Below are 10,893 nucleotides of genomic sequence, written 5' to 3'. Positions count from 1 at the left end.
CCGACGAGAGACGCTGCCCTGCGTCAAAAGGCGCCCGCCGCTTTGCGGTTGCCCGGGCGCGCCCGCTGGTCTGCGTCGCGGTCCTTGCGCGTAGCGCCGCTACGCGCTGCACACCGCTCCTTGCCAGCGAACACGCCCGGGCAATCACGGCGGGTCAAACTCACGTCATCGCGCTCTAGCCCGCACCGCCAGCGGATAGCTGATGATCAGCGCCAGCGGGTGCTTGCCTTTCTGTCTTATCCCCATCGTCTCGCCGTCGAAGAAATAGATCGCCTGGCCCGCTTTCACCGGCGCAATGCGGTCGCCGGAGAACGCCTCGCCTTCGCCCGACAGCACGTAATAGACTTCGTCGTGCGCCAGCTTGTGCGCGCCGATCGCCGCGCCGACATGGAGAACGCGCTTGCGGAACTCCATCGCGCGGCCAGGCACCGCGTCGCTGTAACGATAGGCGGTGCTCATCCCGATATTGCCGTGCGGCGGCGGCTCGTCGCGCTTGACCGCTTCTCCGTCGATCACGACCATTCGGGGCGTCGCCGCCTCCTGCGTGAGCAACGCCGCTGCAGCCGCGATGGCGATACGTATTGACATGATTATCTCCTCGTCGCATGTCGTTGACACCGGTTACCAATAGACAGGTAACAGCGGCAAGACCGGTGGGAAAGCCGGCAGCCGTCAGGAGAGGGAAAAAGGGGCACACCACCCACAACCAACTCTCCAACCTGTTGCGCGGTCCGGCGGCACGCGGTGCAACAACCGGTGTCATGGCGACATGAGTCAGGGGAGAGACGATAATGCAAGACCGAGCGAAACCGTTGGCAGTGCGCATCGTGCGGATGGCGCAAGGAGGGTCGACCATCGCGCTCGCTTTCGGCCTGATGCAGCCGGGCTGGGCCTGCGCCGCCGACAAGCCCGCTACCCTACCGGCCGACCAGACCGCCGCAGCGGCGCAGGAAACCCCGGTGCCGGCCCCCACGGCCGCCGACCAGAGCACCGACGACAAGGCGTCCGATATCGTCATCACCGGCTTTCGCGCTTCACTCAACAAGGCGCTCGACCTGAAGCGCGAATCAGTCTCCTCGGTCGATGCAATCGTTGCCGAGGATATCGCCAAATTCCCCGACCAGAACCTCGCCGAATCGCTCCAGCGCATCCCGGGCATCTCGATCCAGCGCGACGGCGGCGAAGGCCGGTCGATCACCGTGCGCGGCCTGTCGGGGCAGTTTACCGCGGTCCGCGTCAACGGCATGCAGGCGCTGACCACGACCAGCGACGGCGCCAGCGCCGACCGCGAGCGCGCGTTCGACTTCAACGTCTTCGCGTCTGAACTGTTCACGTCGCTGGTGGTCAACAAGACCGCGGAACCGCAACTCGATGAGGGGTCGCTGGGCGCAGTGGTCGATCTCAACACCGGCAACCCGCTCGCGGGCAAGCCGGGGCTGACCTTGGCGCTGTCCGCTCAGGGCCAGTATAATGATCTGTCGAAGGACCTTGGCCCACGTGTTGCCGGGCTGATCGGCTGGAAATCCGATGATGGCAAGTTCGGTGTGTCGCTGTCGGCCGCCTATAGCAAGCAGGACCAGTTCGAACTCGGCAACAACAGCGTGCGCTGGGTTAACGGGCCGCGCTTCGACTCGGTCAACGGCGTCCCGTGCTTCTATACGTCGGCGACCAGCAACACCGCCGTGCGGAACACCGGCGGCACCTACACTAACGGACGCGTCGCGGCGTGCGACGCCGTCGCGCTGGCATTCCACCCGCGCATTCCGCGTTACGGCCTGATCGAGCACAACCGCGAGCGACTGGGCATCACCGGCAGCATCCAATGGGCGCCGACCGATCGCACCAAGATCTCGTTCGACGGCCTATGGTCGCGCTACAAGGAACTGCGCGAGGAGCGCTGGGGCGAGGTGCTGTTCCGCTCAAACGAGCGGTCGATCGACGTCACCGACTATACGATCGATTCGAATAATAATCTCATCAAAGCGACGATCAACGACGCCTGGGTCCGCGTCGAACATTATCAGCGCAAGCTCAACACCACCTTCTACCAGTTCAGCGGCAACTGGAAGCAGGACATCGGCGACAAGATCCATATCGAATTGCTCGCCGGCTTGTCGAAATCGGACGCCGACATCCCGCAGGAAACGACGATCATCCTCGATGACCGTGACGCGCAGGGGTATAGCTACGACTATACCAACATGAAGTCGCCAAAGCTGACCTTCGGTACCAGCGTCACCGATCCGACCAATTTCCAGCTCGCCGAGATTCGCGACCGGCCGTCGAACACGACCAACAAGTTCCGCACGGTCTCGCTCAAGACGACCTGGGACGTCGCCGACGGATTCAAGATCCGCGCCGGCGGGGTCTATCGCCGCTACGACTTCAACCTCTATGAAGCGGCGCGCGATACCGTCGTCTGCCCAACCAAGCCGGCCGCGGCGCCCGACGTCGTGCTGGGTACGATCACCTGTTCGGCGTCGAACGTGTTCGGCTCGGCGGCAGTCTACGGCTTCCCGGTGACCTCGGCACTGACCGAAGTGTTCAATCTGGGCAATGCCGGCCAGCCTGCGGGCAATACCAATTCGTGGGTGGTGGCGAACCTGCCCGCGGCCACCGCCTACACCAAGCTGTACTCACGCACCGCGGTGCCCAACCAGACCAACATCCGGTCGGTTCGCGAGACCGACAAGGGTTTCTACCTGCAGTTCGACGCCAAGGGTACTTTGCTCGGCCTCGACTACGCCTTCAATGGCGGCGTCCGCTATGTCGCGACCGACCAGTCGTCGACCGGTTATAATAGCGGCACCCTGGTGACGGTGCAGCGCAACTACGATGACTGGCTACCCTCGTTCAACGTCGCCTTCTACCCGGCGAAGAACCTCATTCTCCGCGGCGCGATCAGCAAGGTGATGACGCGCCCGAGCCTCGGCAATCTCACGCCGGGCGGGTCGGTCGACGGATTCAACTACAGGGTCAGCTTCGGCAACCCGTTCCTCGATCCGTTCCGCGCCACCGCGCTCGACGCCGCGGCGGAATGGTATTTCGCCAAGGAATCGGTCCTGTCGGTCGCCTTCTTCCAAAAGAACATCCAGAGCTTCCCAATCTCGACGACGCGCACCGGCACGTTCGCCTCGACCGGCTTGCCGTTGTCGGTCATCCTGGCGAGTTCGCCGGCGGCGTCCAACCCCGAGGGGCAGCTCTGGACGATCTCGACGATCGGCAACGCCTCCGGCGGTCGGGTGCGCGGCGTCGAGATCGGGTTGCAGGGACCGTTCCGCTTCCTGCCCGGCTTTCTGCGCAACTTCGGCGGGATCGCCAACGTGACGCTCATATCGAGCAACATCAACTATAACGTCAACGGTCCGGCAACAGTACCCAATGGCGGCTATGCAGGGTTCGTCACGTCATCGACCCTCTACGGCCTTGCCAAGCGTTCGCTCAACGGAACGCTCTATTATGACGATGGCAAGTTCAGTGCGCGCGCGTCGATCGCCTATCGTAGCGGGTTCGTCGACAACGGCTCGGCCACCGGCAATGTGCTCGAGGGCTATGACTCGATCACCAATGTCGACGCGTCTATCCGCTACAAACTCACCAAGAATTTCGAAGTTTCGGTCGAGGGCACCAACCTGACCGACGCCTATCGCTACCGCTACGTCGATCTCGAGGCCGACCGGAACTACGAGAACAATCACTTCGGCCGCACCTTCATGTTCGGGCTGCGCTACACTCACTAAGCCGGGGCTGGTTTGCTCCACTAAGGGCGCCGGCTTCTTCATGAGGCGGCGCCCGATCTGTTTCCGGGCGAGCGACATGACGATCAGCCGTCATTCCGGGGAACGCTCGCCGGGGTCGCCCTTGGGACAGGCTATCCGCTGATCGCTCGTCCCGCCGTCCGCGCGGCCAGCCGCCGATCGAGCGATGACAGGCGCAAGCGCCCGTCGGCGACCGCCGCCCGATGCCGCCGGGCTAGTCCAGCGACTGAACCCCGACCGCAGCGATCCGCTAGTGCCAGCCAGGCGAGAGCTTCTCCGACGCGTGCGCCGGGTTCCAGGCACACCCGCTCGATGTCCTGATCGAACGTTGCGAAAAAGGCTGGCTCGCCTTGCATCTTCTCGAGCGTCTCCCGCGCTTCCCTGACGGACCATCGCTCGGCATGAATACCAGTATCGATGGCCGATCTGCCCAGGCGGAACATCATCCAGTGCAGAAAGCCGAGCCGCGCGCGGTCGTCGCCGGCGAATGCGCCCTGCCGCGCCATCAATTGCTCGGCATAGATTGCCCAGCCTTCGGAGAACCCCGCCGTATATTCAGTGCGTAAAGCATGCGGTCGCGCGCGCGTGTCGAGCGGCATCTGCACCATATGGCCCGGCAGCAATTCGTGATGGACCACGCTGGCCAGGCTCCAGTCGGGCCGGCGGCGAATGTCGGACAGATCGACGAAATAGCTGCCGGGCGCACCATCGGGCGACGGCAGGACGCGATAGCCGCTTTTTTTCGCAGCCTCTTCCGCCGATGTCATTCGCCGCACGGCGACGTTCACGCATTCCGGCGGGAGCGACTCGAACAGGCGCGGCAATCGCCCCCGTGCGCGGCCCAGCCGGCGGTTCATGTCGGCGACCGCGCGATCGCGGCCGCTTTCGCTGTCGGCATAGAGGAAGCGCGGATCGCGAAAGGCGGCGCGGAAGCGCTCGCCTGTCGTCTTGCCCGCATAGCCCAATCGCGCGAGCAATTCGTCGGCTTCCGCCGCCACGTCCCGCGCCTTGGCCATCACCCGGCGATGGATCGCCGCCGCGTCGCGTCCGCCGAACTGGCGATCGATCAACAGGCCGAAATATTCCGGGCCGTGCGGTAGCCGGCCGACTCCAGGCTCTCCGGCCCGCGGCGCCAGCGACGACAGCAACTGGCGCTGCTCCGCCAGCGCCGTGGCAACGGCGCCGGTGGCGCCGGCTGCTGCTGTCGAGAGGTCGGCGATGGTGCGGTCGAGGGCGTCGCGCGGCAGGATAATCCCGGCCGCCGCCGCCTCGCGTACGGCAGCGCTATCGGTCGCGATGCGGTCTGCGGCATCGGGCGCGGCGAGGTCGCGCCATGCTCCGCTGGACGGCGTGATCGAATAGGGACTTCGCCCCAGCCGCCCGAACGGCATGATCGCCGCGATCCGCGCGTCGATCGCCAGCCCCTCGCGCGCCGCCTCGAGATCGAGCAGCGCGCCGGGCGACAGGCTCTGCGTGTCGAATCCCCCCAGCTTTTTCAGCTTGGCGGCGGGGCTGTGGAGCTTCGCCAACCCGTCGAGCGTCGCACGCAGCGCGGCATCCCGATCACCCGCGGCACGGGCCAAGGGCAAGACCGCCACCGTCGTGGCCGCTGTCGCCCCGGCCAGGAAGCAGCGCCGCCCGATCATGCTCCTTTCCCTCGATCCTTGGCCATCACCGCCGCCGGGTCGCAGCAGGGAGCGCGACCACATTGTTGAGCCAGGTCACTTCGGGCGCACCGTCCGGCAACGCGACCCGCACGCGCCAGCCCGCCCCGGCACCGGCCGGCAAGGCCAGCCGGACCGAGACGGTCTTCGGCGTCAGGTCGGTTGGTGCGTCGAGCGTCGGCACCGCGACGCTGGCGGCAACCTTGCCGGTAGCGTCGACCAGTTCGGCCCGACCGCCGCTGGCCGGAAGCGCGCCGAGGCTATGCACCGTCACCTCGACCGAACGGCCGGCGACCTTCACATCGTCCGCCCCGATCCCGAGATCGGCGCGGCGTTCTGTCGGCACGCCCGGCGTCTCCAGGGTGAATTCGAGCACGGTCGTGGTGTGCGGTGCGAAGCTGACCTCGAGCGATCCGCTGCGCTCGAGCGTGACCTCGCTGGCAATCGGCGTGCCGTCGGCGGTGTCGCCGTCCGACGCGCTGGTTCCCGCGGTCATCTTCCATTTGCCCGCGGTCACGTTCCAGGTCGACATGGTCGCCGGCTGCGCGATGTCGCTGGTGTTATAGGCGATCACCTTGAAATGGCCGGTGGTCGCGCCGGGCACCAGGATCGCGACCGCTTCCGCCGCGCCGGGATTGGCGAAGCGCCAGCTTACGGTATTGCCGGGATAGGTCTGGTTACGCACCAGCGCGATCCCGCCGAGCCGCTGCCGCTGCAGCAGATCGTTGGGCATGTCGACGCGGTCGGTCCACCAATGGCCTTCGGTGTACATGGACATGTGCTGCGACTTGAACGCGATCGCGTCGGCCGCCTGGTCTTCGAGTAATTTGCGATTCCCGGTCGCGTCCCAGCCGGCGACGCGGCCGAAATCGCTTTTGGTCGCGGCCAGTGCCTTGCCCCAATCGGCCTTGCCGAGCGCCGCGACGATATTCTCGTTGAGGTCGTTGAGCGAGCCCGCGCCGTTCCTGGCGGTACGGCTGAGGATCGGCGTCAGATATTTATCGTCACCGGTGAAGCGATAGGCGGCCCAGACCGACTGGTAGGGCGTCCCTACGCCGCCACCGTCGCCGGCGCGCTCGGCATCGGTGCGCCAATTGATCTCGTTGGGATAGGTCCAATTGCCGTCGGGCCCCTTCTTGCCGTGCGCCATCCAACCATCGACCACGCCCGTCACCAGGCCAGTGGCGATGGGATTGGCATTGTACACGCCCATCAGGATCGGCGCGTGCAGGACGGTGAAGCTGTACGGCTTTTGCCATTCCCACGGCCCTTCGCGATAGATTTTGCGCCCGCCATACCAGTTGCTGGCGAAGTGCATGTGGCCGGCGGGGTTCTTGAGGATGATGCCGGTCAGCGCCTTGGCCGTCGCCATCAACCGCTCGACCGCCTTCGGCTCACCCCAATTGAGATAGAGCCGCTCGGCGTCCGAATTGAGCCCTTCCTCATAAGCATGGAGCTCGTCGGTCGTGATATAGCCGAGCCCGTTGACCCGCATGCCGTTGGTGTAGACCGAGTCGGACAGTGCGCGGAGCGAGGCATTGATCTTGTCGGGATCGACTCCCATCAGCGCGAGGCCGGGCCATTGCCCGAGCAAGTCGACATCGTCCGAAATGCCGCCGCCGAAATCGCCATACGGCACCTGGCGGTTGTCGATCCACCAATCGACGAACTGGCGCGTGAGCTTGAGATCCTCGAGCTGGCGGAATGCCCAGAGCGGCACGCCGGCCGGCGGCGTCGGCTGGGTGAAGGGCGGCATGCCCGTCGCGCCATAGCTGATATCGGCCCAGTAGCGCCGCCCTTCGAGATTGTCGGGATCGACGCGGAGCAGGTCGGTGATGTCGCCCTTGAGCCGCCGGAACAGACCTTCGCGGCCCGAGGCGGTGTGCTCCTCGACCAGGAAGCCCCAATTGTCCTTCACCTGATTGAAGCGATCCTCGATATGCTCCTTCTTCGCTTCGTCGCGATCCTTGAACACCAGCCGCACGTTCATCCCGTCGAGCGAGTCCGCGCCGAAATCGCGCGAGGCGCTGGCGACGGTGATGTAGAAGGGATCGTTGGTCAGGAGGCGGTCGCGCAGGTCGAGCCACAAGGTCCGCGCCTGGCCCGGCTTCACCGATATCGTCACGTCGATCAGATCGCGGTCGGGCCAGATCGGGTCCTTGATCCGGATGTTGAGCGGGATCATTCCGTCCTTGTTCGCCGCGACCTTGAGCGCCGGGATGTCGAGCGCGATGCCGTCGAGCCCATCATGGGCGTTGGCCCAGGTGTAGTTCCACGCGCGCGCCAGCGGCTTGCCGGGGAAGGCGTCACCGAAATCCGACGGGATCAGGATATGGACGATCGGCGCCTCGTTGCGCCCGCGCTCGGCATTGCCGACTTCGGTAGCACTGCCCGCGCCCGGCGCGGCGTGTCCCGCGCTGGCCGGCAGCGCCACCACGGTGGCGCGCTCGTCGGCGGGAAAGCGGCCGGCAATATATTTGGTCAGCGGCGTGAGGTTGGCGAAGGCCGGAGCGGTCTTCGAATCGACCACGTAACTGAGCTTGAACGTGCCCTTGGGCTCGGCGCCTTGCTTGACGTCATAGGCCCAGATTTCCTGGATCGGCGTTTCCTGGGCAATGTTGGTGAAGCGCAATTTGCCGCCGGCCTTGTCGCCAAAGCTGGTGATCGTTTTCTCGACACCCTGCGGCCGCTTCGCCAGCGAGACATAGTTGCTGCCGTCTGCCGAGTAATCGAGCGCGCCATAGGCCGCGCCGCGGATCTCGACGCGGTTGACCGTCTCGTTGGTGGGGACGGTCAGCTCGTAGCTCTTGCCGCCTTCGACATAGACGTTCCAATCGGGCAGCTCGAAATAGTCGTCCCGCCCGGGCAGGCGCGAACGGTTATAGACCCCCGGCCAGGTCGTCTCGGCGATGCCGTCGACGCCTTTCCACATCCATTCCTTGAGATCCTTGGCATCGGCGAACTCGACCTTGCGGATGCTGGTCTTGTCGGCGGTCAGCAGCGGCGGCGAGGCGCCGTCGAGGCCATAGCGATGGAGGAACGCGGTGCGCTCGTCGCTGGCGACCGGTTTGTCGTCGGCGGGCGCGTTGTTGCTGGCGAGCGCGGCGACCGCGCCGCCATCGAGCATCCGGTCGTAGATCCGGATCTCGTCGACATCGCTGCCGCGCATGAAGTTGTAGCGGCTCTGCACCTGATGCGGCGAGATGATCCGCCCGGCCAGGCCGAACTGATCGAGCCCGCTGTCGAGCACCGCTTTCTGGTCCTTGCGCGCGACTTCCTTGCCGTCGACGAACAGACGCACGCCGACCGCCTCGTCCCAGGCAAAGGCGATATGATGCCAGTCGGTCGGGCTGGGCAAAGTATCCATACGGAACGACACGCGTTCTCGGGCGAGGTTGTTGTCGGTGACGAAGGCGTCGAAACCGTGGCCGTTCCAGTCGATCCGGAGGAACGCCATGTCCCAGCTGGTGTGGTCGGCATATCCCACGCGGAACAGCACGAACGGCGCTTCGCCGACGGGAGTGCGCGAGCGCCAGAAGAAGGAAAGCGTACCGCGCCGCGCATAGATATTGCCCGGTGCTTTCCACGCCACATAGCCGTCATCCTGCCACTCGATCGCGCCGCCCGATTTGCCGGTGGGGACGATCGCGACCTTCGACTGGAAATTGGGCACGGCCTCGCCGCTTGCGGTGTCCGCGGCCAGCGTCTTGTCGGCGGATACGTGGAACAGCAGCTTGGGCGGCGCTTCCTGTGCATTCGCGCCCGACCCGATCATCGCCGCGGCAGCAACCGCCGCCAGCAATGCCACCCGCTTGTTGCTCGCCATGCCTGCTCTCTTTCGCATCTGGACGCTCGTTGGCGGCCGACTCTCCCAAGCCCTTGCGGGCATCCGATCGATAGAAACTTATGACACCGGTATCAATGATGTTTTCCCGGCCGTTGCGGTCCGATCACTCGAAGCATCGGCGTCTCAAAGAAGCAGAGATTTGTGCGATCGCAATCGATCGATACTGCATCAGGTCAGTCCCGTCTCGACCTGGAACGGGGTGCTGCCCGTATCATGTTGCGCTTGGCAAGTGCCTTACCTGCTTGCGCTTCAATCTGACACCGGTTACCATTTCGATTTCGCCGACTGCTCCGAGCGGCAGCGTGGTCGGCCGATGACACTTTCCTCCCCTAAGGGCGCGGCTCTATCCGGAGCGGCGCCCGATTTTTTGCCTGAGCCACGGCGCGCTGGCGCGCCGGCGTGACTCGCCGTAAGTGGCCGGCATGACGACGACCAGTTTCGACGCCGCACGGGCCGGAATCATCGCGGTGGGCCGCCGCCTCGACGCGCGCGGCTGGGCGCCGGCAACGGCAGGCAATTATTCGGTCCGGCTCGACGACGGCTTCGCGGTGACCGCGTCGGGCTGGCACAAGGGGCGCCTGACCGAGGACGGCGTGCTGCGCCTCGATGCTGACGGCCATGTCGTCGGATCGGGCAGGCCATCGGCCGAAACGCATCTCCATCTGTCGATCTATCGCCAGTTTCCGGCGGCGGGCGCCGTCCTGCATGGTCATTCGCCGCAAGCGGTCGGCCTGACCCGCGCCTTTCGCGACCTCAAGGCCTGGAACTTCGTCGGCCACGAATTGCTCAAGGTGTTTCCCGGCCAGACCACGCACGACACCGAAATCGCGCTGCCGATCGTCGACAACAGCCAGGACATGACGGTCATCGAAGCAGCAATCGCCCCGGCCTTGGCACGGCCCGGCGCGGCGCCCGCTTATCTGATTCGCGACCACGGCCTTTATGCCTGGGGCAAGGACCTTGACGAAGCCGAGCGCGTGCTCGAAGCCGTCGAATGGCTGATCGCCGCCGAACTGGCGGAACGCAGTTTCAGGGAGAGCGCGTCATGACTCGCCTTCGCGTCTTTACTGCCGATGACGGCGATACTCCGGTGCTCGACACCAGCGACCCCAAATGGATCGGCGATGCGCTGAAGCGGATCGGCGTACGCTACGAGCGCTGGCCGTTGCGCGACACCGCCGGCGCCGACACCGACGCCGTGCTTACCGCCTACGCGCCTGAGATCGACAAACTGAAGGCCGAGCAAGGCTATCAGTCGGTCGACATCATCGGCGTGACGCCCGATCATCCCGATCGCGCCGCGATGCGCGCGAAATTCCTGTCCGAGCATCGCCATTCGGAGGACGAGGTTCGCTTCTTCGTCGCCGGCGAAGGGCTGTTCACGCTGCGCACCGACGACGACCGCATCCACGCCGTCTTGTGCACCGCCGGCGATCTGATCTCGGTTCCGGCCGGCATGCGCCATTGGTTCGACATGGGCCCCGAGCCAAGCTTCACCGTGATCCGTCTGTTCGAGAATCCCGACGGCTGGGTGGCGAAATTCACCGGTGACGCGATCGCCGACCGCTTCCCGCGGCACAATGGCGGTGCCGGCGAGCCGAAGACCAACCGATCCTCCTGAGAC

6 protein-coding genes are annotated in these 10,893 nt (G+C 65.3%); 3 read left to right on the top strand and 3 right to left on the bottom strand.

What is annotated here, in order from left to right:
* Positions 1–165 precede the first annotated feature (165 nt).
* Positions 166–588: a cupin domain-containing protein gene (locus AC1DSD_RS20035; RefSeq protein ID WP_478032537.1), complete on the bottom strand. Its 423-nt coding sequence runs from the start codon at positions 586–588 to the stop codon at positions 166–168.
* Between the two features lie 203 nt (positions 589–791).
* Between AC1DSD_RS20035 and AC1DSD_RS20030 the strand changes: the two genes are divergently transcribed.
* On the top strand, positions 792–3,740 hold the full coding sequence (locus AC1DSD_RS20030; protein ID WP_478032536.1) for a TonB-dependent receptor: 2,949 nt from the start codon (positions 792–794) through the stop codon (positions 3,738–3,740).
* A 131-nt stretch (positions 3,741–3,871) separates the two neighbouring features.
* Here the strand turns inward: AC1DSD_RS20030 and AC1DSD_RS20025 are convergent, their stop codons facing one another.
* Positions 3,872–5,404: a DUF885 family protein gene (locus AC1DSD_RS20025; RefSeq protein WP_478032535.1), complete on the bottom strand. Its 1,533-nt coding sequence runs from the start codon at positions 5,402–5,404 to the stop codon at positions 3,872–3,874.
* A gap of 25 nt (positions 5,405–5,429) precedes the next feature.
* Positions 5,430–9,248, bottom strand: a complete 3,819-nt coding sequence (locus AC1DSD_RS20020; protein ID WP_478032534.1) for a LamG-like jellyroll fold domain-containing protein — start codon at positions 9,246–9,248, stop codon at positions 5,430–5,432.
* A gap of 443 nt (positions 9,249–9,691) precedes the next feature.
* Here AC1DSD_RS20020 and mtnB point away from each other — a divergent pair, with 443 nt between their 5' ends.
* A complete protein-coding gene (gene mtnB / locus AC1DSD_RS20015) occupies positions 9,692–10,318 on the top strand; it encodes a methylthioribulose 1-phosphate dehydratase (RefSeq protein WP_478032533.1) in 627 nt (208 codons plus the stop codon).
* The gene (locus AC1DSD_RS20010; RefSeq protein ID WP_478032532.1) at positions 10,315–10,890 is read left to right on the top strand and encodes a 1,2-dihydroxy-3-keto-5-methylthiopentene dioxygenase; all 576 of its coding nucleotides are present in this window, start codon (positions 10,315–10,317) and stop codon (positions 10,888–10,890) included. The genes mtnB and AC1DSD_RS20010 overlap by 4 nt, the downstream gene beginning before the upstream one ends.
* Positions 10,891–10,893 lie beyond the last annotated feature (3 nt).

This window comes from Sphingomonas sp. P4_D12 (genome assembly GCF_056401895.1).
The sequence above is the reverse complement of the archived record's forward strand: the minus strand, read 5'-3'. Positions and strand labels throughout refer to the sequence as shown.